Below are 22,937 nucleotides of genomic sequence, written 5' to 3' on the forward strand. Positions count from 1 at the left end.
GATCCATGTCGAAACGCTCACTTGACCGGGACGACAAGCGGGGTTCCTTTCTCGACGATGTAGGTCGCGAGTTCCGATGCCTTGCCGCTGCCAACATTCTTCGCGAGATGAGCCACCCCGGCCGGAATGAACAGGGCCTCTCCGGCATGAAGGGTAACCGGCGCTCTATCCTCGAGCTGGTATTCCAGCGAGCCTTCGAGGACATAGGCCACCTCTTCGCCCGGATGAGAATGCTTGATGGAGATTGCGCCGGGCCCGAAGTCGACGCGTGCCTGAACGGTTTCGTGCGCGGGTATGCTGAGATCGTGCTGCAAAAGGTCGGTGCGCTGAATTCCCGGTTGCTGTGCGTTGGCCGTGGGCAGCGCCAATCCACTTCCGACGATCAGCAGCGCACCCGCCATGACATGAGACATTTTCATCTGGTCTTCCTTTCCGCATTGTTCGAGCCTTCGTCATTGAGGCCAGCGGCACCATTTGAGTGCGTTCGTGTATTGACGATGTGTCCGCCCGACGGGCCGTTTGTAACGGCATGTATCGCCGCTCACGTCCCGGGTCCGTATCGCTCCAAAGGGCAGTTGTATGAGGATGTATCCGCCCGGCAGTTTGACACAGTTCGAAACACACCGGCTGCATTTGTGAAAAATGCGATACACAAGAAACGCGCAGATCTCCTCTGCGAGCTGAGGATGGTGTCACCACCCTGGCCGCGCGCAACATAAGAGGAAGATCGTAATGAACGATATCACAGCTCAGCCCGACAAGCCCCGCGGGCTGCCGGGTCACTCGACCGTAGGCACCAATGACCTGGATGCTGCAGCGGCTTTCTATGACAAGCTGCTCGGCGTATTCGGTATCGGCCGCGTTCTGGTGCAGCCCGGAAGGGCTGTCTATTACGGGCACCAGGCGCTCGAATTCGGCGTGATCAGCCCCTTCAACGGCGCGCCCGCAAACGTCGGCAATGGCGGGATGGTCGCCTTCGAAGCTCGGTCCCGTGCTCAGGTTCACGAGGTCCATGCGGTTGCGTTGGCGGCTGGCGGCTCTGACGAGGGCGCTCCCGGTCCGAGAGGGGAACACGCCGACGGCCCGTACTGCGCATATTTTCGCGACCCTGAAGGCAACAAGTTCCTCGTGTACAGAAATGGACCTTACGAGGCTTGACCGGGCATCACCGTTGACCGGGCCACCGGATTTTCAGAGCGATGATCCAGTGGCCGCGGCCCACTCTTGAACCCAAACAGTGTCACGCCCGGCGTATCCGACGCCCGGCATCCGTTCAGGCGCCGCTCAATTGGGAGGCATCTTTTTGTTGTAAGGTCGGACATATCAACAAGACGGCCGGCCTGACCAGAAAAGGTCGCGAACACTCGCGCCCGCCCGGCACATGCAAGGCCACTGCCATGCGGATTGGCAATGAGTGGAGACCATGATCCGAAATTGCATTAGTGGGGTGCGACGTCGCACGGTAGAAAGCTTGATGCGTTTTACGGAAGCTCGATCTCGCCATCTACCACGTGGTTGAGGTCGGTGCCTTCCGCCGTCAGCGTCATGCGGACCTTCAGCGTCTTTTCGCCGGTCTGCCCTTCGCGCACCGTGTCCTCGATCTTGCGCTGCGAGGTGATGCCGACTTCCTTCAAGAACTTGCGGATCGATATGTTGAAGGCGTCTTCGCTCATGGCGGAACTCCTCTGTGTCCGGAAGGGATTGTAAGGGAAGGCGAGTTGTCAAGGAAGCAGGATCGTGAGGTGCGCAGGGTGGACGACTCAGGCCAGTTCCAGGATGCCGCCATCGGCCGGCAGCTCGTCGAGCGCCATGACGGCGATGCATCCGTCGAACGTTCCGACAGCCAGCGAGGCGTCTGAAGCATCCATCGCATAGATGACCGTGGCAACTCCGTCGACGGCGGCACGCGCCTTCGCCACGACAGTGCCGGCTGCCGCGTCGAGCACGAGGATCGTGCCGTCGAGCAGCGCCGCAACAACCAGTCCGATTGGCGCAACATGAACCACGGCGCTGGCGGCCGCCGTGGTGGTGTGACGCCAAATCTCACGGCCCGGTCGCTCGATCGCCTTTCGGTAGATGAAGCCATGATGGCCCTGACGCGGATCCGGGTGATAGTGCCGGCCGGCCACGACGATGCTACGACCGGCGTCGTCCTCGACGTAGCAGCCGATGCATTCCATGGCATGGCTGGCGTGGCTGCCGTCGGCAGGCAGGAGCGGCCACAAGTCCTCGACGGTGCCGTCCGGTCGCACGCGGCAGAGACGCTTCTTCTTGTGTGAGGTCGGTGGCGTGCCTTGGAGCAGGTAGAGATCTGGCGCGCCATCGATGCCGATATGATGATTGAAACAGTCATAATGGCCGAGGTCGGCAAACCGGGCCTGTCCGGTGCCGATATCGATCAGAACATCGGCTTGGCCAAAGCCCGCCGGATGTCTGTCGCGCCGTCCCAGAACCCGGCCGTCGCGGGAGGAGACAAAGGTATAGACGCCCTCGAACGCACCAAATTCCGCGAGGTGCCCGTCACGGAGCACCTGCAGTCGCGAGCGCGGTGCTTCGCCAAGCGCTGAGGCAGGCGGTCCGATCTGGACAATCGGCGGCGACGATCGCAGGATGCGCGCGCCATACCCCTCACCGGAGAAGCAGACGACGCTGCCTTTCTCCAGGTCATGAATTTCGAGCAGGCAGAGGTCATGGACGGCGGCGAGCCGGCCGCTGTCCAGCCAAGCGACGTCCCAGATTGCGCCTCGCTGCACCAGTCGATCGGTGCCGAACCAAATGGCCAGCTGCCGTTCCATCGCCGATTGCCGATCTTGATCGGACATCTGCCTATCGATCATCTGACGCGCGATCCATGTCGCCGGATCGATCTCGACAGCGATACTGCCGACTGCCCCCTCGTAAGCAACGTTCACCGGGTAGAGCCGGTCAAACGGATCTTCCTCACTTTCTTCGCTGCCCCACTCCTCGTCCCAAGGCCTGACCAGCAGATCGAGCCGATCGCCAGCGACATTGAAGCTGCAGCGCTCAATCTCGGGGAGACCCCCGGCCAGCGGCCAAGACCGATCAGATGACCAGTTCCAAGCGACCAGCTCGCCTTCAAAAAGCCAGCCGCCATCGTAGCTGCCTGCCGCAATCGCGATGACCGGTTCGTGCGGATGAAAGCTGATGTCGTTGATGGGGAGCCGCAGCATATCGAAGGCCGCAAAGGGCCGCCGCTCGCCGCGATGGTAGAGGGCCAGCCGATGGCGCAACCTTTGCCCGGTATAGGCGGCACGCCCTGACGGAATTGTAAGCAGCGGAAACAAGCTCGCGACGGCCAAGATATGGCTATCCGGGCTAACGAACACACCCGTTATTTTGCCGTTTCCGGGAAGCGTTGGAGAAAAAACAATCAAGCAATCGGCCCTCGTCGCTTTCAAAGCCTTGCCGGATAATTTGATATCTACGCCGCATGATCAACCGGCAAGAAGCTCGCAAACTACTAATGTCCGTAGCGTGACATGGCGGGTGCCGACGGTTTGAATTCTTTCGAGAGCAATCAAGTTTGAGGCCCGCTCATGTTAGATCTATTCATGAACGTTGCGCCGGGTCCGGAAGAATGCCCTTGAGGATCGTCTCGGTAATCGTCGTCGCCGCCGTGTCATAATCCTCTGCCTTCAAACGCGCCTTCTTCAGTCCGTCGGCTGCGATGGGCTCGAAATCCGCGTAGAATTGGGTTGATGCCCAAAGCATGATGAACAGGTGGCGCGGATCGACCGGAAGCATCTTTCCTGCCGCAATCCATCCCTCGACGACTGCCACGTGCGCATCCGTGACCTGGCGCATGTGGTCGCGATCCTTCTTCTTCAGAAACCGAGCGCCCTGGATGATCTCGCTGGCAAAGAGCCGGGATTCCGCAGTGTTCTTACGCGTGTAATCGAGCTTGGCCTTGATGTAGAGGCGGAAGGCGTCAGCTGGCTCGCGCTCGGGCGAGATGTATTTCAGCGCGTCGTCCCAGCTGGCGATTAGGTGTGTAACGATGGCCTTGTAGATCTCCTCCTTGGAGGAGAAGTAGTAATAGACGTTGGCCTTGGGCAGGCCCGAGGCCTCGGCGATCTCGGCGATGCGTGTGCCGTCGAAGCCCTTACGCGCGAATATCTCGATCCCGGCCTTGATGATGAGGCGCATATTGCGTGCGCGGATACGCTCCTCCGGATCTCGTGCTGCCCTTGCCATGCGATCTCGCCTCCATCTCGCCGCCGCTCCCTACCAGACAATCATGCGTGGCGGCGAGACCGTTTCCGCAATTTCCGAGTTTTCCGGCAAAATGCAAGCGCATCGCCCTTTGCAAAAAAAAGTTGACGATCTGGTCAAAAAAACCTGACGACCTAGTCATTTTTTGCGTTCATGAAAGTTGACACTTTGGTCAGCTTTTGTCTAGTCTCTCGTTCAGCAGGTTGGAGGGGCGGCGTGATGTCGGGACGACTGAGAGAGGCGATGGCGGAAACGCTGGCCGGCTGGGAGGCCGATCTGCCTGATGTCTGGCAGGATGCGCTCGGACCCATCGGCGATGATTTCGATCGGGTCGATGCCGGTCTCGAGTTCGAATCCTGGGAGCCGATTTATCCCGCGCGTCGCGGCAAGACCTTTCCCGGGCAGCCGAAGGGTGCGCATGCTCTTGCGGCCTTCGATGGGATCGCTCCCGACGGCGTGCGCTGCATGATCCTCGGTCAGGATCCCTATCCGGAGCCAGGTTTCGCAACGGGCCGAGCCTTCGAGGCCGGCAATCTTGCCGCGTGGGTCGAGCTGGACAAGATGTTCTCGAAGAGCATCCGCGCCTATATGCAGCTCATCGCGGCCGCGCGGCTCGGTGACGAGAGCCTTAGCGAAGACTTCGGTCGCTGGCCCGATGTGCGGCGCCTGTTGTGCGACCCTGCCGGCGCGTTCGAGGCGCCAGACGCAATCGCCGACCGCTGGGTGGGCGAGGGCGTGCTGCTGCTCAACGCATCCCTGACGCTTTCCCGCTTTCGCGTCGATATCGATCCGCATCAGTCGCGCGGACATCTTCCGTTCTGGCGGCCCTTGATGCTGCGTGTGGTCGAAATGCTTCTGGCGCGGGGCGAACCGATCGTCTTTCTCGGTTTCGGTGCGGCTGCGGCCGATATCTTCGCCCAAACCGGCATTCGCGAGGGCCGCACCGGCAATGTCGCCTGCATCGAGCGAGAGCATCCCGCTTTCGCCGACAAGGTGCTTGGCCGGGAGAATCCCTTCCTTCTCTGCAATCTCTATCTGGAGGCGATGGGCGGCCGTCCCATCGCATGGTGAACCATGGCGTCTACCCCGGAATATGACTTTATCATCGTTGGCGCGGGTTCGGCCGGTTGCGTTCTTGCGAACCGCCTGTCGAAGAACCCGGCCAACCGCGTGCTTTTGATCGAGGCTGGTGGCAAGGACCGCAATCCGCTTTTTCGGTTACCGATGCTGATGGGCAAGCTCTTCCATTCGGGCATCTACAACTGGCACTATCACACGGAACCGGAGCCCTATCTCAACGGCCGCTCCCTCTATTGGCCGCGCGGCAAGGTTCTCGGCGGGACCTCGACCATCAACGGCATGATCTACGTGCGCGGCAATCGCCACGACTATGATCGCTGGGCGCAGCTCGGTTCACCCGGCTGGTCCTATGAAGACGTGCTGCCGGCTTTCCGGCGCTCTGAGACGCACATCGAGCGCGATGACGCGTTTCACAGCACGGACGGCGAACTCACCGTCTGCCGTGCCCGTGGCCACAATCCGCTGATGGACGTGTTCTGCGAGGCGGGCCTGCAGGCCGGCTATCCAGAGAATGACGACTTCAACGGCGCCACCCAGGAAGGGTTCGGCCGCTACGATTTCACCATTCGCAAGGGCAAGCGCTGGTCCACATCCTGGGCATTTCTGCGCCCGGCGCTCGGACGAAAGAACCTTACCGTGCTGACGGGCGCCGAAACGACGCGTGTCCTCATCGAGGGTGGCCGAGCATGCGGCGTCGGATATTTGAAGGATGGCAGGCCGGGCATCGCGCGTGCCGGGCGCGAAGTCATCCTGTCGGCAGGCGTGGTCAATTCGCCCAAGGCGCTGCTGCTTTCCGGCATCGGGCCGGCAGACGAACTGAGTGCGCTCGGCATCAAGCCGACGCTCGATCTTCCCGGTGTCGGCAAGAACCTCCAGGACCACGTCGACTGCGTCATGAGCTGGGAATGCCGCGAGCCGGTGACGCTGTTCGGCGACCTGCGCGCCGACAAGCTCATTCCCGCCGTCGCACAAGGAATGCTGTTTGGCGAGGGCGTCACGACGACGTTTCCCTACGAGGCGGGTGCCTTCATTCGCTCGAACGAGGGCCTCGTCTCGCCCGATATCCAGCTGCATTTCATGCCAGCGCTGGAAAAGACCGCCAACCTGCATTTCCCCAATCCCTTCGCCAAGAAGCGGGCGGTGGAGGCCGATCACGGCTTCACAATCCGCGTCGGACCCGTCAATCCGGCGAGCCGCGGCGAAATTACGCTGCGGTCGGCGAACCCGACCGACAAGCCGAAGATCCAGGCGAACTACCTCCAGTCCGATTTTGACATCCGCACGATGATTGACGGCATCCGGCTGACGCGCGACATCGTCGGCCAGAAGGCATTCGACCGCTTTCGCGGCAAGGAACTGGCGCCCGGGCCGGAAGCGCTCGACGATGCCGGGCTGACCCGCTGGCTGCGCGCAACGGCCATGACGACGTTCCATCCTGTTGGCACCGCCAAGATGGGCAACGATCCGATGGCGGTGGTGGATGCGCAGCTCAAGGTGCACGGCATCGGGGGTCTGCGTGTCGCCGACGCCTCGATCATGCCGATCATCTCGAGCGGCAACACCAACGCGCCCGCCATCATGATCGGCGAGAAATGCGCCGAATTGATCCTGAACAGCTAAGGGAGTGATCTGATGATCCTCGAACACCGCACCTATACGTTCAAACCAGGCACGGTCGACAAGTGGATGAAGAAATACGAGGCCGACGGCCTCCCGGTGCAGAAACGCCATCTCAACACGTTCGTCGGCCTCTACGTTTCGGAACTCGGTACGCTTCACACCACCGTTCTGATGTGGGCCTACGACAGCCTTGCGGATCGCGAGGCGCGCCGGTCGGCCATGTACGCCGATCCGGATTGGCAAAAATTCATCTCCGAGGTCTGGGCGCTCGATGCGATCCAGAAGCAGGAGGTGATGATCATGAACCCTGCATCCTATTCGCCGCAGCTTTGAGACGACCAGGCACGCGTCGGCATTTGCCCGCGCGTGTCGGAATGCGCATGACACAAGACAATCAACAAAAGAGGGAACAATCATGACTGACAAGGCTTCACAACACATAATGCACCGTCGCACATTCCTGCAGGCGAGCGCGGGCGCCGCAGCGCTCGGTCTTGCCGCCAGCATCGTGCCCGAATTTGCCATGGCGTCCGGCGGGCTGGTCGCACTGGTCCACACGCAGGCCGCCGGCGACAACGGCCCGGTCGATCAGATGATCGCCAAGCTCAAGCAGCTGTCGGAAGAGAAGGGTTTTGAATACCGCGCCGTCTACGCGCAGGACCCCGCGACCTACGAGACCATCTACCGCACGCTCGGCGACGCAGGTGCTGCGATCATCATCTCCACCTTCAACGAAGTGGCCGAGCCCTTCAAGGCGCTGGCGCCGTCCTATCCCGGTACCAAATGGATCCAGCTGTTCGCCGACCCCCTCGAGCCGGCGATCCCGAACGTAGTCACGGTGTCCTACGACTACTATCTCGGCTGCTATCTCTCTGGCGTCTTTGCGGCCAAGATGACAACGACGGGCAAGACAGGCTTCATCGGAGGTGTTTCGATCCCGCCGCTCAACGCCGATTTCAACGCGTTCAAAGCCGGCGTCCACTCGATCAAGCCGGACGCCAGCGTCATCGCCGCTTTTGCCGGCTCGTTCCAGGATCCTGCAAAGGGCCAGGAAATCGCTACCCAGATGTACAATGACGGCATCGACTACATTCAGACGGACGCGGCGGCCACCGACGGCGGCATTATCGCCGCAGCCAACGAAAAGGAAGGCCGCATGGTGAGCTGCCTTGCTCCGGGACAGTACGCACTCGGTCCGAAGTCGCTTATCTCCATCGTCGGCCTCGATTTCGGCGTCTCGCTCTACAACGAGGCAACGAAGGCCGTCGGTCCAGAATGGAAGGGCGGCACGCACGAGCATACGGGCCTTGGCACCGGCGTCATCGACTTCATTCCCTCGCCGGTCTTCGCGGAACAGGGGCCGGCTGAGCTGAATGCCAGGGCGAAGGAAGCGCTTGTCGAGGTCGAAAAGGCGCGTGCCGGTATTCTTGATGGCTCCATCAAGGTTCCATTCAACACCACACTCTGAGCCTCCGGCGCCGGCCGCAGGGTCGGCACCGGAGCCTTGACGAAAAACCGGCATCGGCCTTTGCCTTCGGGGAGGGCCGCTGGACGCTCGCGGATCGTCTTCCTTCCTGTTGACGGTCCGTGAGCCTTCGCTCTCGATGGGAACCTTTTGATGTCCAACCTTCCGAAGCCTGCGCTGGAGTGCCGGGATGTCACCGTGAAATTCGGAGACGTGACTGCACTGTCGGACGTTGCCGTTTCGTTTGTTCCCGGCCAGATCCACGCGGTCGTGGGCCAGAACGGCGCCGGCAAGACAACTTTCGCCCGCGTCGCTGCGGGACTTGTTCAGCCGACCGCCGGCGCGGTCGACGTGATGGGCCAGGAAATCCGCACCGGCCAGGTCAGCCAGAGCCGGGCTGCGGGCGTTGAGCTGGTTCATCAGAGCTTTGCCCTGCCGCCGTCCTTTACCGTTGCCGAGACCATGGAGTTCGGCGCCACTGGCAAAGGCGGAATCTACAGCCGCAAGGCGCTCGCGGAAAAATGGCGGACGCATCTTGCCGGTCTCGATGTCCAAGTTGATCTGAACAGGCGGATCCGCGATCTGCCGATCGAGACCCAGCAGGGCATCGAGATCGCAAGGGCGCTTGTCATGGATGCGCGCGTGCTCATTCTCGATGAGCCGACCGCCGTGCTCTCACCTTCCGGCATAGACATGCTGTTTGCTCGCGTCCGTCGTCTCAAGGAGCGCGGCGTTACCGTCATCCTGATCCTGCACAAGATCCGTGAGGTGCTCGGTATCGCCGACACGGTAACGGTGTTGCGCGGCGGCCGAAAGGTCGAGGGACCGCTTCCGATCGCCGAGGTTTCGGCCGAGAGGCTCGCCAACCTGATCGTCGGTGATGCGATTGCCAAGACGCTCGACCGGCATGAGCGTGACGCGCTGGTCGGGTCGAAATCGCCCGCAGGCGAGGGCGCAGGTCATCCGGAGAACGCTAGAGGTCCGAGCGTGCTGTCCATGAAGACCGTCTCGACACGGCCGGACAGTGAGGGCATCGCGCTCGATGGCATCGATCTGGACATTCGCCCAGGCGAAATCGTCGGCATAGCCGGCGTGGAGGGTAACGGACAGAAGACACTGGTGCGAGCGATTTCCGCCCTTGCCGATCTTGCCGGCGGATCGATCGTGCTTGCAGGCCATGACGTGACCGGCAAACCGCTCGCCGCCCGTCGCGCGATTGGTCTTCGGATCATTCCCTTCGAGCGCAACGTCGAAGGCCTCAGCCTCACGAGTTCGCTCTGGCAGAACTGGAGCGCAAGGGAGTTGCTGCAGGGAAGCCTGCTCAAGGTGATCCGCCCCTCTGCGGTGCGCGAAGCCTGCGACCGGTCGCTTAGGGAATGGAGTGTCCACTACCACAATTCAGCGCAGAAGGCGGGGTCCTTGTCGGGTGGCAATGCCCAGAAGGTGATCCTTGCGCGCGAGGTCGATCGCGATGCCAGGCTGATCATCGCGGCTCAGCCGACGCGTGGTCTCGACATCGGTGCCACCGCCTTCGTGTGGCAGGCGCTCCGGCAGGCGCGCGATCGCGGTGCCGCCATCCTTTTGATTTCATCTGATCTCGACGAGCTGTTCGACATCTCCGACCGTGTGGTGGTGATGCTGTCGGGGCGTGTGAACGGCGAATTCCGCGCGCCCTTCGACATCGCGTCGGTGGGCGCAGCCATGACCGATGCGGCTGCGAGGGTAAGCGCATGAAAGACAGTTTCATCACGGTTGCCCGCAGCCTGATCTTCGTGGCCTTCGCGCTCATCCTGTGCTCTCTGGTGTTCCAGTTTGCCGGCTACAACGCGGGGGCCATGCTCTGGGCGGTAGTCGATGGCGCCTTCCTGCGCAGCGGTGCGATCGAACAGAGCCTCAGATGGGCGCTGCCACTGTTCGTCACGGCCGTAGGCGTCGGGATTTCCTTCCGGGCGGGTTTCTTCAACATCGGCGCCCAGGGCCAGTTCTATGTCGGGGCGATCTGCGCCGCCTTCGCCGCCGAGGCGTTCAAGGGCGGGCCGGCTTTCCTCGTTATCCCGGCGCTCATCATCGCCGGCATGCTGGGCGGCGCCCTCTGGGCGCTCTGGCCGGGGCTCCTGAGATTACGGTCTGGTACTGACGAGGTGATCACCACGCTGATGGGCAACTTCATGGCCGGCCTGCTTCTGGTCTATGTCACTTCGGGACCACTCAAGGATCCTTCGGGGTCCGGTCAGCAGGCATCAAGTCGCCCGCTCGACGCGGCCTACCGCATCTCGGACTCGCTCGGCCTGTCCCCAACCATCATCGCCATCGCGGCAGGCGTCGGCATTTTGATGTGGCTCCTGGTCAACCGCACGGCCTTCGGGGTTCTTGCGAGCCTTGCCGGCCGCAACGGCACGATGGTGGAGTGGCAGGGCGCGCGGCTGTGGAAACTGGGTCTTTCGAGCTTCATCATCTCGGGCGCACTGGCGGGTCTCGCCGGAACCATCGAGTTCATGGGGCCGAACGGCCGCATCGCATCCGGGTTCCTGCCTGCCCACGGCTTCACGGCGATCCTGATCGCGCTTGTCGCCAATCTCTCCGTGGTCGGCACTGCGGCGGCGGCGGTGTTCTTCGGCGGCCTTGCCTCGGCGGCGCTTTATCTGCCGATCATGGCCGGGCTGCCGGCCGCCGCGATCGACATCATCAATGCGGCGATCGCGCTGTTCATCACGGCAAGGTCGAAGTTCGTCGACAAGGTGCTGCGTCTCGGAGGGCGCCCATCATGAACGAGATCATCATCGCCATCCTGCGTTCCGGTACGCCGCTGATCTATGTCACCCTCGCCGGCGTCATTGCGCAGCGGGCAGGGGTGTGGAACCTGGGTCTCGAGGGCCTGATGATCATCGGTGCCTGCGCCACGATCGTCGGCATCATCCTGACCAATTCCATCCTCGCTGCCATGCTCATCGCCATCCTCATTTGCGTGCTCGCCTCCGTCCTCCTCTGGTTCGTCATCGACAGGCTCAAGGCCAATCCGATCATCGCCGGCCTCGGCCTGACGGGCCTTGGCGTCGGTGGCACGGCGCTCGCCGTTCAGTCGATCTTCGGAAGCCAGGCGAGCGTGACCGCACCGTTCGGCATTCCGAAGCTCGGGCCGGCCTTCGGCGCCTATGGCGTGCTGTCGATCGCGGTCGCCGCCATGCCGTTCGTGGTCTTCGGCATGTGGGTACTGCTGCGCCGCACACGCTTCGGCCTCCGGCTCGCCGCCTGTGGCGAGCATCCCTTCGCTGCCCGCAGCGTCGGCGCAAATCCCTCGCGCATGCGTTTGGTGGCGCTGGCAATCGGCGGGGTGCTGTGTGCCATCGGTGGAGCCGAACTTGCCGCCGGCAGCCTGCAATTCTTCGCCCAGGGCATGACGGCCGGCCGCGGCTTCATGGCTTTCGCCGCGGTCATCTTCGGCGCTTCCCACCCAGTGGGGGCCACCTTCGCCGCGCTCTTCTTCGCCGTCGTCGGCGCGCTCGGCATCCGGGCGCAGCTCATGTTCGGCGACAAGATCCCGCACGACCTCTTGCAGGCGTTGCCCTATCTCGCGACCGTCTTCGGCGTCTGGCTTTCCGGCAAGCTGCGCGGCGGTGCGAAGGCCGCCAGCTCCTTCGCCGAACTTAAGGATCAATAGGGGGCACCATGACGTTCGCGCAACGCCATCCGATCCAGGATGTCTGCATCCTGGTCACCGACCTCGATGCGTCGATCCGCTTCTATACGCAGAAGCTCGGCTTCGAACTGAAGCACCGCGCACCCGGCTTTGCCGATTTCACCGGCGCCGGCCTGACGCTGGCGCTTTGGGAGCGGTCGCATATCGAGAAACATGCCGATGTACACGTGCCCAAGGGATCGGCATCGGCGGTGCTCGTGGCGGTACGGCTCGACAGTCCCGCGGATATCGATGTCCTTTATGCGGATCTCGCAAAAGACGGCGTGACCTTCATAAATCCTCCGGCCGACTACCCGTGGAACGCCCGGTGCCTCTATTTCCACGGGCCTGACAGCGAGACCTGGGAGCTTTACGCGTGGCTCGATGGCGGCGCTCCCGGCAAGGTGACGGCATGACACGCAAGCTTATCATCCTCACCGATCCTGGTCAGGACCAGGCGGCTGCCATCCTGATGATCCTCGGCCAGCGACGGGCCTTCGACGTTCTCGGGCTGGTCGCCACGGCTGGTAACATCAACCTCGATCACACGATCGCCAACTGCCTGAAGCTGATGGAACTGGCCGGTCGGCCGGATATTCCCGTCTATTCCGGTTGCCGGCGCCCGATCATCCGTCCGCTTGTTATGGCCGAACACGTCCATGGCCCGACCGGTCTTGACGGCCCGGACCTGCCGCAGCCGAAGATCGGGCCGCAGGAAAAGCACGGCGTCGATTTCATTATCGATACCGTGCGCGCCCATCCCGGCGAGATCACCATATGCTCGCTGTCGCCGGTGACCAATCTCGCCATGGCCTTGCGCAAGGCACCCGACATTGCCAGCAAGATCCACGAGGTCGTCGCAATGCTCGGCGCCTATTTCGAAGTCGGCAACATCACGCCGACGGCGGAGTTCAACTGCTATGTCGATCCCGAGGCCGCTGACATCGTGCTGAGGGCCGGCATCAGGACCACGCTCCTGCCGCTCGACGTGACGCACAGGATGCGCTCGACGCCGGAGCGTCTCGGCGCCATGCGGGCACTTGGAAACCACTGCGGCGTGGCGACGGCCGAAATGCTGGAATTCTCCGAAGCCTTCGACCTCAGGAAATACGGCTGGGAAGGTGCGCCGCTGCACGGACCGTGCGTGCCGGCCTTCATGCTGGCGCCGCAGATGTTTTCAGGACGGCAGATCAACGTCTCCGTCGAACTGAACGGCACGTTGACTTCAGGCATGACGGTCGCCGACTGGTGGCAGATCACCGACCGGCCGAAGAATGTCTTCTATGTCACGGACGGCGACCCCGTCGCCTATTATGATCTTCTCCTGAATTCACTGGGAAACCTGCCATGAGTGAAATCCTGATCCGCAACGCGACGATCGTGGCGATGGATGGCAGCCATGGCGCAGCGCCATTTGCCGGCAACGTCCTGATTGAGGGCGAGACCATCAAGGCCATCGGTGAAGGCCTCTCGGCCGGCCCCGGCGCACATATCATTGATGGACGGGGCAAGCTGGTGATGCCTGGGCTTGTGAATGCCCACACCCATTCCAGCGAGACCTTCCTTCGGGGCCGCTACGAGCGCATGCCGCTCGAAATCTGGCTGCTCTATGCCTATCCGCTGCTGATGAACGACCCGATCGGCGAACGGCTGCTTTATCTGCGCAGCCTGCTCTTGGCCATGGAATCGCTGCGCAACGGCGTCACCACCTTCTGCGACGATTTCTTTGATCCGCCCCGGCATGATCTCGATCGCCTTTCAACCGTCTTTCGCGCCTATGACGATGCCGGCATTCGCGCCAATGTCTCGAGCGCCGTGATGAACGTCCACACACTCGATGCGCTGCCCTTTGCCCGCGAGGTGATGCCGCCCGAGTTGCAGGCCCTTCTCGATTTTGGCCCGCCGCTGACGGCGAATGCCTATATCGACTATTGCAGGTCGGCCTTCGCCAGCCTGCACGGCAAATCGGGCCGGCTGCATTTCATGATCGCCCCCTCCGCGCCGCAGCGTTGTTCGCCGGATCTCATGGCGGCGTGCATGGATCTTGCGGTCGAAAAGCACGTTCCGTTCCACACGCATATTCTCGAAACCAAGACCCAAGCCGTGACCGGCCACATGCTGCATGGTAAATCCCTGATCGCCTACATGCACGATCTCGGTCTTTTAAAACGCAACACGACGATCGCGCATTCGGTCTGGGTGAGCGACGAGGACATGCGGCTGATGGGCGAGGCCGGCGTGTCGGTCGCCCACAATGCCGTCTCGAACCTGAAGCTCGGGGCCGGTATTGCTCCGATCCGCCGCCTGCTCGATGCCGGAGTGACGATCGGCCTCGGTACCGACGGCGTCTCTTCGAACGACACAGCGCGCATTTTCGATGTCATGCGCGTCGCCGGCCTCGTCCACAGCGCCGCCGGGCCCGACTATGAGAGGTGGGTGGCAGCGGACGAGATTCTCGCCATGGCGACCATCGGCGGTGCGAAGACGGCCTTGCTGGAGCAGGTGACCGGCTCGATCGAGGTTGGCAAGGCGGCAGATCTCCTGATCCTTGATCTCAGCAGCTATCCCTTCATGCCGCTCAACGACGTCGCAAAGCATCTGGTTTACTCGGAAAACGGCTCCTCGATCGAGACCGTGATGGTCGCTGGCCGGATCGTGGTGCAGAATGGGCGCCTGGCCACGATCGACGAACAATCCGTCTTCAATGAGATTGCCGAACTGGTGCCGGCTTACCTTGCCGAACATGCCGACCTCGAGCGCCGCAACAAGATTTTCGAGCCGGTCATGGCGGAAATCCATCGCAGGGCGACCCAAATGGATATCGGTCTCAATCGTTATCAGGGAGACACTGCTGACGTGCGCCTCAAGTCTTGAGCAGTTTGCTTGTGCCGGATGATCTCGGGCATCGCCGTTGACGAGAAGTCGCGTGTGATCGGCGCGGACGGCGTTGCCAAGGAAGGGCTTCTAGCCGTCGGGCAACTGACGGGTCGGTCGTTTCCGGGAACGGCCGTACTCGATATCCGTGTTCAAGCCAGAGACATAGTGCTTACGCTTGCGCATCGGCTTTGACAAAGCGCGAAGCGAGCGGGGTGGGGGGCAGCGGATTTTGTTCTTGTTGAAACGGTTCTTTCCACCCGGCACGTGGCGATGCTTGCCATCATTGCGTCGGGTCCGCCTTATGGTTTGACGGACCCCGGAGTGTGAAGATGGTCGGATCAATTACCGATGTGCCGTCACCACGACCTCGATCTTGGTGTCGCCGCCGAGATCAGCAACGCCGACGGTTGCGCGTACCGGAAAGGTCTCCGGTGCCAGCCATTTCTTCCAGACTGCGTCCATCTCAGGCTTGAGGTTCATTTCGGTGATGAAGATCGTTACCGACAGCAGCTTTGTCTTGTCCGACCCGGCTTGTGCCAGATAGCTCTCGATCTTCGCAAGGATCTCCTCAGTCTGTCCCGCCATGTCGAGGCTTTCGTCGTCGCAGGTCGTGCCACCGACGAACACAATGCCATTGTGCTCGACGACGCGATGCATGATCGGGGTGGGGACGTGGCGTTCAGTCATGGGGCATTGCCTTTCTCTGTTTGTAAATTGCTTGGTTCTTCAGGGACGCGGCCGGTCACGGCGACCACCGCATCTCGGGTTTGGGGAAGGGCCGCAAGTTCGCTAAGGCGAAGCGGCTTGACCGGCGCGCGCAGGCGATAGGTGCCGATCTCGCTTGGGCTGACGCGTCGTTCCGCCGCCATCATCTCCGTGACGGTGGAGGCGCAGAGGCGGCCCTGACAGGGCCCCATGCCGCAACGCGTGAACGTCTTGAGCTGGTTTGGGCCCGGTGGGCCCAGGGCGATTGCCTGGCGTAGCGCTCCGGCGGTCACCTCTTCACAGCGGCAGACGATGGTGCCTTCGTCCGGTGGCGCTCGAAATTGCTGCGCCGGTCGATAAAGCACGTCGAGAAAGTCCCTGCCGCGAAGATATGTCTCGCGCTCCGCTTCCAGCCGACCGGCCCTTTCACCTACGCTGCTGGGTGTGGTCAGACCGAGGTCGCATAGGGCGGCAAGTGCAGCGATCCGTCCACTGACCGCAGCATGCTGGGCGCCGCCGATGAAGGCGCCATCGCCGGCGACAAAAATCCCCGTCGTGGTCGTGCGTCCCTGGCGATCCGTCCGCGGCTGGAAGGCGCGCTGTCGATCGTTCCATTCGATTTCGCAACCTGCCGCACTTGCAAGGTTGATGTTCGGAATGACACCCTGGTGCAGGAGCACGCAGTCGGCGGCAATCGTTTGGTGGCGACCGCCGGCGCGAAAGGCCACGCCTTGCGCTTTGTCTGTGCCGTTGATCGACAGCTGCGAGACGTTCGAGATAATCCGTGTGCGCCTGCGGACCTTGATGAGAAGAGCCAGTCCCTTTGCGACATAGGGTGAGCGCAGGAAGTCCGGCAGATGGCGCAGCGCCGGTAGCCGCTGTCGTTTGTCGGTGGTGTCGACGAGAGCGGTTATATCTGCCCCGGCATCAAGCAGTTGCGCCGCGAGCAGATAGAGAAGCGGGCCGCAACCGGCCAGAACGGTCCTGCCCTTCGGGATGCCCGCGATGGATTTGAGTGCAATCTGCGCCGCACCCGCGGTCATCACGCCGGGCAGCGTCCAGCCCGACACCGGCATCGGCCGCTCCATGGCGCCGGTTGCAAGGATGACCGCGCGCGCCTCAATCCTGCGGGTCGTCCCGCCGATCGACAGACCCACCACGGCATTATCGCAGGGCCTGGCTCCATCGGCAGGCACAAGATCCCAGACGGTGGTCGATGGTGCATAATCCACCGCCATGTCGTCCAGGAAGGCTGCGGCGATCGAACGGCCCTTCCAGTAATCCTCGCCGAGGAACGGCTGCCGCTCTGGCGTGTTGCGGGTGATTGCGCGATAGATCTGCCCGCCGAGGCAGCGATTTTCGTCAACGACGAGCACGCGAGCCCCGGCGGTCGAGGCTTCTATCGCGGCCGAGAGACCCCCGGGGCCGGCACCGACGACCACGAGGTCATACCGCGCGGCCAACTGCTCGGCATGGGTGACGGTATGTGCGTTCATTTGCACTCTCTTTCCGTCAAAGTGCGTGCACCCTGTTGGCTGGCAACGACCATGCCTTCACGCACTTCAATCAGGCAGCTTTGCCGGTTCTGCACGCCGTCGACTGTCACCAGGCACTCGAAGCAGACGCCCATCAGGCAATAGGGCGCGCGCGGGACGCCGCCGACGGCGCTCTTGCGGAAGACGTCGACGCCGGCTGCCAGGAGCGCGAGTGCCAGCGTGTCGCCGCGCTCGGCCCAATGCGTCTCGCCGTCGAAGGTGAAGGATAGTTTGTCGGTGATTTCACGCGTTCTTAGGAGCATCGAACCTCCGCGAATGAAAGGGAGACAGGGCGCTTGAGAGTGTCCCCGCCGCGATTTGCGGGGCCACGGCGAGTGCATGATTGGCGGCCAGCGTCACGCCGGAATGGCAGATGGCGATGAAGGCACCCGGATGGGTCAAAGACTGTTCGTAGATCGGCAAGCCGTCTTGGGTCTTGACGCGAAATCCGGTCCAGCTTCTGACGACATTGGCGTCGGCCAGCGTCGGGAAAACACGGATCGCGCGGCTTGCCAGCACGGCGGTGATGTCCTGATTGGTGGTTAAGGCAGAGCTCGTGCACTCTTCGCTGTCACCGATCATCACGCCACCTTCGTCGGCCTGGCGGATGGTCGTCGATGCAAAGCTGAAAAACGGCGCGCATTTCTCGGTCACCAGAATCTGGCCTTTGCTGCGCTTGAGCGGCGCGCGAAGGCCGACCATCGGTGCGAGGCGCTCATTGTCCACACCAGCGGCAAGGATGATGCGGCGCGCGCGCACGCCACCCCATTCGCCCGTCAGGCGAAAACCTCCCGCTATCGGTTCGATGTGGTCCACGCGCCGATGGGCGCGATACTCGACGCCGCGATGTTTCATGGCCGCATGAAGGGCGCGAAAGAGCCGTAGCGAGTTCACATGGCCATCGGTCGGCGAATGGATCGCACCGACGACGTCGCGACCGATCAGGGGAAGGCGTTCACGAAGGGCCTGCGGCTCGAGTATGTCATAGCGGGCGGGTTCTCCGATGGATTGCGCGGCGATCGTTTCGAGCTCAATTCGCCAGTCTCTGAGTTCTTCAGCCGACAGCGCGAAGGAAAAGCCGCCGCGCTGGCTCAAGGCCACGTCGATGCCGGTATCTGCGGCAAGCATTTGCGCGAATTCGGGCCAGAGCTCGGCCGAAGTCTTCGACCAATGCGCATAATCCGGCGCGCCCAGACCTTTGCCCTGCACCCAGATCAGCGCAAAGTTGGCGCGCGATGCTCTGAGATCCAGGTCTTCCCCGTCCAGCACCATGGTTTGGGTGCCGGATCGCGCAAGGCCCCAGGCCAATGCTGCGCCGACGAGGCCGCCGCCCACGACGGCCATCTCGCATTCGTCCAGAAGTGCCATGAAGTATTCTCGATATTGTCAGCGAGTTGGGTGCGGCTAAGGCCGCCGCACCCGGTTCGGGTCCGTCAGAGCCGGGGGGTGATGTCGATCTTGAACCACTTCATCGACAGCTCCTTCACGGTCCCGTCGGCAAGCGCGCCCTCGATCGCTTCGTCGAATTGCATCTTCAGTGCGGTGTCTTCCTTGCGCAACCCGACGGCGATGAAGCCGCAGATGCCACCGGAAAAGAGGGGGCCGGATATCTTCGCACCTTGCATGTCCGGCTTTGCCAGCGACTCCGTAAGAACCGTCGCGTTGGCGAGCACGGCATCGACCCGGCCGTTCACCAGGTCGAAGTTGTGCTCTTCCGTCGACTTGTATTCCTTGATGTCGGCCGCATCCTTGAAATAGCTCTCCATGAATGCCGATGCCGTCGTCGACCCCTGTACGCCCACGGCCTTGCCGTCGAGCAGTTTGGCGATTTCGTCGATATGAGCCTTGGCCTCGTCCGCCTGGCTATCCAGCGAGTAGCTCTCGCCCGTGCCCGGCATTTCGGCAAGCGGGCTGTCGGCGGCGACGGCGAACGCGTTGATGCCCGCGGCATAGGGGGTTGAAAAGGCGATCACTTCCTCACGCTTGGGCGTGATGCTCATGCCGGCCATGATCGCGTCGTATTTCCTCGCCGTCAGCGACGGGATGATGCCGTCCCAATTCTGGGCGACGATCTCGCACTTCACCTTCATGCGCTCGCAAAGCACCTTGGCGAGATCAATCTCGAAGCCGTCGAGCGTGCCGTTGGGCCCGGAAAAGTTCCACGGTGCATAGGCGCCCTCGGTTGCGATCGTCAGCACCTTGTCCTGGGCCGCGGCAGTTCCGCCAAGCGCAACAAGGAGAGTTGTCAGGATCGTATGCACTTTCATCAGTTCACCTCTTATCTGTTTTCTGGTTGGTATTTCTGTCGACGGCAGATCCGCTCGGGCATTGCCGCCGCCTTTCCTGAAATGCTCTAGCCGGCGGCTCTTTCCTCCCGTGAAATGAACTGCCGGAACCGGTCGGAACGCGGGTTGGAAAAGACTTCGGCTGGCGGGCCGTCTTCTTCGATGACGCCCTGATGGATAAAGACCGTGCGGGTCGACACGTCGCGGGCAAACGCCATCTCATGGGTGACGATCAGCATGGTGCGCCCCTCCGCCGCCAGGTCGCGCATGACCTTCAGCACTTCGCCGACCAGTTCGGGGTCGAGCGCCGATGTCGGTTCGTCGAACAGCATTACGCTCGGTCGCATCGCCAATGCGCGGGCAATGGCCGCACGCTGCTGCTGGCCGCCGGAGAGATGGACGGGATAGTGATGGCGTTTGTCGGCAATGCCGACACGCTCCAGCAGGGCTTCCGCCTCCGCCAGACATTGCTTGCGGTCCCGCTTTTGCACGTGCACCGGGGCCTCGATCAGGTTTTCGAGAATGGTCAGATGGGACCAGAGGTTGAATGACTGGAATACCATCGCGGCCTTGGCCCGCAAACGGTTGACCTGCTGGCTGTCTTCCGGGCGCGGCGTCACATCTTGGCGTTGATGGATCCGGATGGTTTCACCATGGATCGCGACCGAGCCGGCGTTGGGAACTTCGAGCATGTTGATGCAGCGAAGCAGGGTCGACTTTCCGGATCCCGATGAGCCCAGAATGGAGATCACGTCACCCTCGTTGGCAGTGAGCGAGATGCCGTGCAGAACTTCCAGCGGGCCGTAGTTTTTACGGATTCCCGATAGTTCGACTGCCGGTACACTTCCATGGTCAGACATGACATTCCTTCCGTGTTTCGGAGGCGCAACCCATCGCGGACGGGGTCCGTCGCTCCGGCGTCGAGACGTATTCCAGGCCAGCGAACAGCCGTGCGACGATGAAGTTGATGGCGAGATAGATGGCGCCGGCGCAGATGAAGACTTCGACGGGGCGATAGCTTGCGGAAATGAGCTTGGCGGCGATGCCGGTGATTTCCATCAGCGTGATCGTCGAGGCGAGCGCCGTCGACTTCGTCATCAGGATGACCTCATTGCTATAGGCGGGCAGCATCTGCCGCAGGGCGAGCGGAAGCACGATGCGCCGGAACAGCATCGTGTTCGACATCCCGCAGGCGCGCGCCGCCTCCACCTGGCCGGCAGGAACCGAGATCAGGCCGCCCCGGATGATTTCCGCGCTATAGGCAGCGGTGTTGAGCGCAAGACCGATGACGGCGCACCAATAGGCCTCCCGCAAGAACGGCCACGCGAAGCTGTGGCGTAGGGCCTCGAACTGGCTGAGGCCGTAATAGATGATGTAGATCTGCACGAGGAGTGGGGTTCCGCGGAAGATGAAGATGTAGATCTGCGCCGGTCCATCGAGCCACCATCTCCCGGATACCCGCATCAGTGCGAGGCCGAAGGCAAGGATGCCGCCGGCGATGATGGACGTTGCTGCGAGCTGAAGCGCCAGTGGGATGCCTGTCAGAAGCGCCAGGAAAGTGTCCGCGAGGAAAGGAAGGTCGAGCGCCATCACACAGCTTTCCTCACACCGCGCATTGCACGCTGTTCCGCGATACGGAACCCGCGGCCCGAGACAAAGGTGATCGTCAGATAGAGCGCTGCCGCCGTCAGGTAGAAGCTGAACGGCTGGCGGGTGGATCCGGCGCCGATCTGGGCCTGGCGCATCAGTTCAACCAGCCCGATCACCGAAATCAGCGCGGATTCCTTCAGCACCAGCTGCCAGACATTGCCGATACCGGGTATCGCGAAACGGGCGGCCTGTGGCAGGACGATGCGACGAAAAAGCAGGAATGGCGGCATGCCATAGGCCCGGCCTGCCTCGATCTCGCCCTTGGAAAGGGCCAGAACCGCTCCTCGCAGCACTTGCGTCTGGTAGGCGCCGGAAACGACGCCAATCGCAAGTGTTCCGGTCAGAAAGGCCGGTGCGCCCACGAAACCCTGGGCGCCGAACATCGCCGCTACCGTTGAGATGACCGAGCTCGAACCGAAATAGAAGAGGTAGATGACGAGCAGGTCGGGAATGCCGCGAAGCACGGTCGTATAGGACGCAGCGACGAAACGCAGCGCGGCGAACCGCGAGAACGTCGCCGCCGCGCCGAGGCACCCCAGGATGCCGCCGGCAAGAAAGCCGCTGATTGCGACCGAGACCGTCATGCCGGTCGCGGCCAGCATATCGTATCCCCACCCTTCCGGGCTAAAGCCCATGAGCTGCAAGTAACCCACCTATTCAGCCTTTCGGTTCCCTGCGCATGTTTGCATGCGTCATCGTTTCGGCGCCCGATGGAGCGCCGGTTCTTGAGGTTTTCGATTGTGATGAGAAGGTGCCGCCGCCAGCCAGACCCTGTCTAAAGTCCTCAGCCAGCCAATGGAGTGCCCTCGCTTGACAACGAAATTTGCATGGGGGATCCATGACGTCAAATTCGAAAAGTCGGCATGAGAATAAGCAAATGTTATGGAGGCCGATGTGAATCTCAGGCAGGTCGAGGCTTTCAGGGCCGTCATGCTCACTGGCCAGATGACGACGGCGGCAGAGCTCATGTCGATCACTCAACCGGCTGTCAGCCGGTTGATCCGCGATCTTGAATACACAACGAAGCTTCGGCTCTTTGATCGCCGCGGCAATCAGATCAATCCCACTCAGGAAGCCGTCACGCTGTGGAAGGAAGTCGAACGGGCCTTCGTCGGGCTGAACCGGATCGCGGCCGTCGCCGAAGAGATAGCAAGGCAGTCGGCTGGGACCCTGCGCATTGCGGCGATGCCGGCGCTTGGCAATGGTTTCCTGCCGCGGTTCCTCGCGCGCTTCCTGCGCGACAAGCCGAGCCTTCACGCCTCGCTAAGCGGCCTTCCATCGTCGATGGTCATCGAAGCGGTTGCTGCGGGCCAGGCCGACATAGGCTATGCCGATGGCCCGCTCGATCGACCCGGCTTTACCATCGAGACCCGCCCCTTGCCCGGGGTCGTCGCCATTCCCGATGGTCATGCACTGTGTGCAAGGCAAGTGATCTGTCCGGACGATCTCAAGGGACAGCGAATGATCAGCCTTGAGCCCGGTACGATTTTCGCCATGCGTGTGGAAGTGGCACTTGCCGGAATTCCCAAGCTGTCGACGCTGGAAACGAAGCTGTCCCACACCGCCCTTGCGCTAGTGGCCGAGGGTGCCGGCATCGCGATCATCGATCCGACGTCGGCCAGCGAATTCGTCGGAAGAGGCGTGACCGTTCGCCCCTTTTCGATCTTTATCGATGCCGGCTTTCTGGCCATTCGTGCTTCAGCGCAGAGTAGATCGGGCATCGTCGATCGATTCGAAAAGGAGTTTTGGGATTATCACGATCAGCAAGTAAGCCCGCTGCTTATCCGTCAGGGATGAGGCCCGGCGCCGGT

At 62.1% G+C, this 22,937-nt stretch carries 24 protein-coding genes; 12 read left to right on the top strand and 12 right to left on the bottom strand.

Features of this window, described 5'->3' with window-relative positions:
• Positions 1-17: 17 nt before the first annotated feature.
• Positions 18-419 (bottom strand): cupin domain-containing protein, encoded by a 402-nt coding sequence (locus ASD00_RS12700; RefSeq protein WP_057206907.1) that lies wholly within the window; start codon positions 417-419, stop codon positions 18-20.
• Positions 420-732: 313 nt separating this feature from the next.
• Here ASD00_RS12700 and ASD00_RS12705 point away from each other — a divergent pair, with 313 nt between their 5' ends.
• Complete coding sequence (locus ASD00_RS12705; RefSeq protein ID WP_057206909.1) at positions 733-1,158, top strand: VOC family protein; 426 nt, start codon at positions 733-735, stop codon at positions 1,156-1,158.
• 323 nt (positions 1,159-1,481) lie between these two features.
• Here ASD00_RS12705 and ASD00_RS12710 read toward each other — a convergent pair whose 3' ends face one another.
• The 3 genes from ASD00_RS12710 to ASD00_RS12720 form a co-directional block, all read right to left on the bottom strand.
• Positions 1,482-1,673: a DUF6494 family protein gene (locus ASD00_RS12710; RefSeq protein ID WP_057206910.1), complete on the bottom strand. Its 192-nt coding sequence runs from the start codon at positions 1,671-1,673 to the stop codon at positions 1,482-1,484.
• 87 nt (positions 1,674-1,760) lie between these two features.
• A complete protein-coding gene (locus tag ASD00_RS12715) occupies positions 1,761-3,320 on the bottom strand; it encodes a hypothetical protein (RefSeq protein ID WP_200951450.1) in 1,560 nt (519 codons plus the stop codon).
• A 250-nt stretch (positions 3,321-3,570) separates the two neighbouring features.
• Entirely contained in the window at positions 3,571-4,215 is a 645-nt protein-coding gene (locus tag ASD00_RS12720) for a TetR family transcriptional regulator C-terminal domain-containing protein (protein WP_025430497.1), read from the bottom strand.
• Positions 4,216-4,476: 261 nt separating this feature from the next.
• On the opposite strand from ASD00_RS12720, the gene ASD00_RS12725 reads away from it, so the two are divergent.
• The 10 genes from ASD00_RS12725 to ASD00_RS12770 all read left to right on the top strand — a co-directional run bounded on the left by ASD00_RS12725 (position 4,477) and on the right by ASD00_RS12770 (position 14,948).
• Complete coding sequence (locus ASD00_RS12725; protein WP_057206915.1) at positions 4,477-5,304, top strand: hypothetical protein; 828 nt, start codon at positions 4,477-4,479, stop codon at positions 5,302-5,304.
• A 3-nt stretch (positions 5,305-5,307) separates the two neighbouring features.
• A complete protein-coding gene (locus tag ASD00_RS12730) occupies positions 5,308-6,933 on the top strand; it encodes a choline dehydrogenase (protein ID WP_057206916.1) in 1,626 nt (541 codons plus the stop codon).
• Positions 6,934-6,945: 12 nt separating this feature from the next.
• Complete coding sequence (locus tag ASD00_RS12735; protein WP_057206918.1) at positions 6,946-7,266, top strand: NIPSNAP family protein; 321 nt, start codon at positions 6,946-6,948, stop codon at positions 7,264-7,266.
• Between the two features lie 109 nt (positions 7,267-7,375).
• A complete protein-coding gene (locus ASD00_RS12740) occupies positions 7,376-8,401 on the top strand; it encodes a BMP family ABC transporter substrate-binding protein (RefSeq protein ID WP_057206920.1) in 1,026 nt (341 codons plus the stop codon).
• Between the two features lie 150 nt (positions 8,402-8,551).
• A complete protein-coding gene (locus ASD00_RS12745; protein WP_057206922.1) occupies positions 8,552-10,132 on the top strand; it encodes an ATP-binding cassette domain-containing protein in 1,581 nt (526 codons plus the stop codon).
• Positions 10,129-11,166 carry an ABC transporter permease gene (locus ASD00_RS12750; protein WP_057206924.1) on the top strand — a complete coding sequence of 346 codons (1,038 nt, stop codon included), beginning with the start codon at positions 10,129-10,131 and terminating at the stop codon, positions 11,164-11,166. The genes ASD00_RS12745 and ASD00_RS12750 overlap by 4 nt, the downstream gene beginning before the upstream one ends.
• The gene (locus tag ASD00_RS12755) at positions 11,163-12,056 is read left to right on the top strand and encodes an ABC transporter permease (protein WP_057206926.1); all 894 of its coding nucleotides are present in this window, start codon (positions 11,163-11,165) and stop codon (positions 12,054-12,056) included. The genes ASD00_RS12750 and ASD00_RS12755 overlap by 4 nt, the downstream gene beginning before the upstream one ends.
• Positions 12,057-12,064: 8 nt before the next feature.
• Entirely contained in the window at positions 12,065-12,490 is a 426-nt protein-coding gene (locus ASD00_RS12760) for a VOC family protein (RefSeq protein WP_057206928.1), read from the top strand.
• Positions 12,487-13,425 carry a nucleoside hydrolase gene (locus ASD00_RS12765; RefSeq protein ID WP_057206930.1) on the top strand — a complete coding sequence of 313 codons (939 nt, stop codon included), beginning with the start codon at positions 12,487-12,489 and terminating at the stop codon, positions 13,423-13,425. The genes ASD00_RS12760 and ASD00_RS12765 overlap by 4 nt, the downstream gene beginning before the upstream one ends.
• Positions 13,422-14,948 carry an amidohydrolase gene (locus tag ASD00_RS12770; protein WP_057206931.1) on the top strand — a complete coding sequence of 509 codons (1,527 nt, stop codon included), beginning with the start codon at positions 13,422-13,424 and terminating at the stop codon, positions 14,946-14,948. Before ASD00_RS12765 ends, ASD00_RS12770 begins: the two co-directional genes overlap by 4 nt.
• A 345-nt stretch (positions 14,949-15,293) precedes the next feature.
• On the opposite strand, the gene ASD00_RS12775 is transcribed toward ASD00_RS12770, so the two are convergent.
• From ASD00_RS12775 to ASD00_RS12810, 8 genes are all read right to left on the bottom strand, one after another.
• Positions 15,294-15,638 (bottom strand): RidA family protein, encoded by a 345-nt coding sequence (locus ASD00_RS12775; protein ID WP_057206933.1) that lies wholly within the window; start codon positions 15,636-15,638, stop codon positions 15,294-15,296.
• Positions 15,635-17,152 carry an NAD(P)/FAD-dependent oxidoreductase gene (locus ASD00_RS12780; RefSeq protein WP_057206935.1) on the bottom strand — a complete coding sequence of 506 codons (1,518 nt, stop codon included), beginning with the start codon at positions 17,150-17,152 and terminating at the stop codon, positions 15,635-15,637. The genes ASD00_RS12775 and ASD00_RS12780 overlap by 4 nt, the downstream gene beginning before the upstream one ends.
• Complete coding sequence (locus ASD00_RS12785; RefSeq protein ID WP_057206937.1) at positions 17,149-17,454, bottom strand: (2Fe-2S)-binding protein; 306 nt, start codon at positions 17,452-17,454, stop codon at positions 17,149-17,151. The genes ASD00_RS12780 and ASD00_RS12785 overlap by 4 nt, the downstream gene beginning before the upstream one ends.
• Positions 17,435-18,559, bottom strand: coding sequence for an FAD-dependent oxidoreductase (locus ASD00_RS12790; protein WP_057206939.1), 1,125 nt, complete (start codon positions 18,557-18,559; stop codon positions 17,435-17,437). Before ASD00_RS12790 ends, ASD00_RS12785 begins: the two co-directional genes overlap by 20 nt.
• A 65-nt stretch (positions 18,560-18,624) precedes the next feature.
• Positions 18,625-19,458, bottom strand: coding sequence for a lysine/arginine/ornithine ABC transporter substrate-binding protein (locus ASD00_RS12795; RefSeq protein ID WP_057206940.1), 834 nt, complete (start codon positions 19,456-19,458; stop codon positions 18,625-18,627).
• An 86-nt stretch (positions 19,459-19,544) separates the two neighbouring features.
• On the bottom strand, positions 19,545-20,336 hold the full coding sequence (locus ASD00_RS12800) for an ATP-binding cassette domain-containing protein (RefSeq protein WP_057206942.1): 792 nt from the start codon (positions 20,334-20,336) through the stop codon (positions 19,545-19,547).
• Positions 20,329-21,066: an ABC transporter permease gene (locus tag ASD00_RS12805; RefSeq protein WP_057206945.1), complete on the bottom strand. Its 738-nt coding sequence runs from the start codon at positions 21,064-21,066 to the stop codon at positions 20,329-20,331. Before ASD00_RS12805 ends, ASD00_RS12800 begins: the two co-directional genes overlap by 8 nt.
• Positions 21,066-21,761 carry an ABC transporter permease subunit gene (locus ASD00_RS12810; RefSeq protein ID WP_057206947.1) on the bottom strand — a complete coding sequence of 232 codons (696 nt, stop codon included), beginning with the start codon at positions 21,759-21,761 and terminating at the stop codon, positions 21,066-21,068. The genes ASD00_RS12805 and ASD00_RS12810 overlap by 1 nt, the downstream gene beginning before the upstream one ends.
• 259 nt (positions 21,762-22,020) lie before the next feature.
• Between ASD00_RS12810 and ASD00_RS12815 the strand changes: the two genes are divergently transcribed.
• A complete protein-coding gene (locus ASD00_RS12815) occupies positions 22,021-22,923 on the top strand; it encodes a LysR substrate-binding domain-containing protein (protein WP_057207308.1) in 903 nt (300 codons plus the stop codon).
• The last annotated feature ends 14 nt before the right edge of the window (positions 22,924-22,937 follow it).

It is taken from the genome of Ensifer sp. Root31, assembly GCF_001424825.1.
Lineage (GTDB): Bacteria > Pseudomonadota > Alphaproteobacteria > Rhizobiales > Rhizobiaceae > Ensifer > Ensifer canadensis.

Coding starts and splice junctions, on each gene's coding strand:
- ASD00_RS12760 (WP_057206928.1), top strand. CDS start 12,065: ATGACGTTCGCGCAACGCCATCCGATCCAGGATGTCTGCATCCTGGTC.
- ASD00_RS12805 (WP_057206945.1), bottom strand. CDS start 21,066: ATGGCGCTCGACCTTCCTTTCCTCGCGGACACTTTCCTGGCGCTTCTG.
- ASD00_RS12780 (WP_057206935.1), bottom strand. CDS start 17,152: ATGAACGCACATACCGTCACCCATGCCGAGCAGTTGGCCGCGCGGTAT.
- ASD00_RS12745 (WP_057206922.1), top strand. CDS start 8,552: ATGTCCAACCTTCCGAAGCCTGCGCTGGAGTGCCGGGATGTCACCGTG.
- ASD00_RS12775 (WP_057206933.1), bottom strand. CDS start 15,638: ATGACTGAACGCCACGTCCCCACCCCGATCATGCATCGCGTCGTCGAG.
- ASD00_RS12795 (WP_057206940.1), bottom strand. CDS start 19,458: ATGAAAGTGCATACGATCCTGACAACTCTCCTTGTTGCGCTTGGCGGA.
- ASD00_RS12720 (WP_025430497.1), bottom strand. CDS start 4,215: ATGGCAAGGGCAGCACGAGATCCGGAGGAGCGTATCCGCGCACGCAAT.
- ASD00_RS12730 (WP_057206916.1), top strand. CDS start 5,308: ATGGCGTCTACCCCGGAATATGACTTTATCATCGTTGGCGCGGGTTCG.
- ASD00_RS12710 (WP_057206910.1), bottom strand. CDS start 1,673: ATGAGCGAAGACGCCTTCAACATATCGATCCGCAAGTTCTTGAAGGAA.
- ASD00_RS12755 (WP_057206926.1), top strand. CDS start 11,163: ATGAACGAGATCATCATCGCCATCCTGCGTTCCGGTACGCCGCTGATC.
- ASD00_RS12810 (WP_057206947.1), bottom strand. CDS start 21,761: ATGGGCTTTAGCCCGGAAGGGTGGGGATACGATATGCTGGCCGCGACC.
- ASD00_RS12770 (WP_057206931.1), top strand. CDS start 13,422: ATGAGTGAAATCCTGATCCGCAACGCGACGATCGTGGCGATGGATGGC.
- ASD00_RS12750 (WP_057206924.1), top strand. CDS start 10,129: ATGAAAGACAGTTTCATCACGGTTGCCCGCAGCCTGATCTTCGTGGCC.
- ASD00_RS12785 (WP_057206937.1), bottom strand. CDS start 17,454: ATGCTCCTAAGAACGCGTGAAATCACCGACAAACTATCCTTCACCTTC.
- ASD00_RS12735 (WP_057206918.1), top strand. CDS start 6,946: ATGATCCTCGAACACCGCACCTATACGTTCAAACCAGGCACGGTCGAC.
- ASD00_RS12740 (WP_057206920.1), top strand. CDS start 7,376: ATGCACCGTCGCACATTCCTGCAGGCGAGCGCGGGCGCCGCAGCGCTC.
- ASD00_RS12725 (WP_057206915.1), top strand. CDS start 4,477: ATGGCGGAAACGCTGGCCGGCTGGGAGGCCGATCTGCCTGATGTCTGG.
- ASD00_RS12800 (WP_057206942.1), bottom strand. CDS start 20,336: ATGTCTGACCATGGAAGTGTACCGGCAGTCGAACTATCGGGAATCCGT.
- ASD00_RS12700 (WP_057206907.1), bottom strand. CDS start 419: ATGAAAATGTCTCATGTCATGGCGGGTGCGCTGCTGATCGTCGGAAGT.
- ASD00_RS12705 (WP_057206909.1), top strand. CDS start 733: ATGAACGATATCACAGCTCAGCCCGACAAGCCCCGCGGGCTGCCGGGT.
- ASD00_RS12765 (WP_057206930.1), top strand. CDS start 12,487: ATGACACGCAAGCTTATCATCCTCACCGATCCTGGTCAGGACCAGGCG.
- ASD00_RS12790 (WP_057206939.1), bottom strand. CDS start 18,559: ATGGCACTTCTGGACGAATGCGAGATGGCCGTCGTGGGCGGCGGCCTC.